The sequence below is a fragment of the Methylobacterium sp. WL7 genome (genome assembly GCF_008040085.1).
GTDB lineage: Bacteria > Pseudomonadota > Alphaproteobacteria > Rhizobiales > Beijerinckiaceae > Methylobacterium > Methylobacterium mesophilicum.
Genome location: NZ_VRVG01000331.1, coordinates 1 through 973 on the forward strand (window position 1 = coordinate 1; position 973 = coordinate 973).

Annotated in this window: 1 protein-coding gene and 1 pseudogene; both read left to right on the top strand. The window is 45.7% G+C overall.

Annotation, left to right across the window (positions count from 1 at the left end; all coding sequences use genetic code 11):
- On the top strand, nucleotides 1-713 hold a 713-nt coding region (locus FV233_RS29605; RefSeq protein WP_187278278.1), incomplete at its 5' end, for a polysaccharide biosynthesis/export family protein.
- A 21-nt stretch (nucleotides 714-734) separates the two neighbouring features.
- Nucleotides 735-973 (top strand): annotated as a pseudogene (locus tag FV233_RS31015) (sugar transporter); the annotation flags it as partial.

Genomic DNA, 973 nt, shown 5'->3' on the forward strand with positions numbered 1-973 from the left:
AATATCTGTTGGGGCCAGGAGACCGGTTATCGATTCGAGTTTATGACCTGCGAAAAAACGCTGGAGAGGCATACCCATGGACTGCATTGAATGGGGAATTCTCCGTTGGCGCAGACGGTTTCGTCTCGATGCCAATTCTTGGTGAGGTTAAAGCCGCGGATGGCACTACTGCGAACCTTGCGGCTGCGATCGGTAATACTTTAAAGCAAAAAGCTGATCTTGCAGAACTCCCCGCAGCATCTGTAGAAGTGATCCGATATAGGCCATTCTACGTAATCGGCGCGGTTCAACAGCCCGGGAAATATGAGTTTCAGCCGGGAATGACCATCCTACAAGCAATAAGCACGGCTCAAGGTATTGTGCGGGAGTCGGATTTGTATAATAAAAAGCGTGGTGTGCTCGATTCAGGGGGTGAATTAGAATCGTTGCGAGCAGAACGAATTTCATCAGAAGCAAAATTATCGAGATTGTCTGCTGAGGTTTCTGAAGCCTCATCTATTCAAATGACCGATTATCTTACGGCAATTGCGACCGACCCGCATGTCGTTAAGGCAATGCGAGATGAAACTCTTTTGTTTAATACTAGAAAAGAAGCACGGCTGTCCGAGATAAATGCAATTGAGCAATCAAGGCAAATATATAAACAAGAACTCGTTTCACTGAAGGCGAAAAGTGGCACGCTCGAACGGCAGCTCGAAATCAGTCGCAAGTAACTTGCTCAAATAAACGACTTAATGACAAAAGGTCTGTCGATTAACTCTCGTCAGCTTGCAGCAGAACAAGTACAGGCTTCCTTTGAAAGCAGCGGGTTGGATATACAGTTGGCTACTCTTCGAACCCAGCAAAATTTATCTCGAACTGATAGAGATGTGATAGAACTAAAATCACGCATCAGCAAAGAAGCGCTCGCCCAAACCCTCGTAACGAGATCAAAAATCGATCTGAACGAAAACAAACAGCGTACCTCAACTAA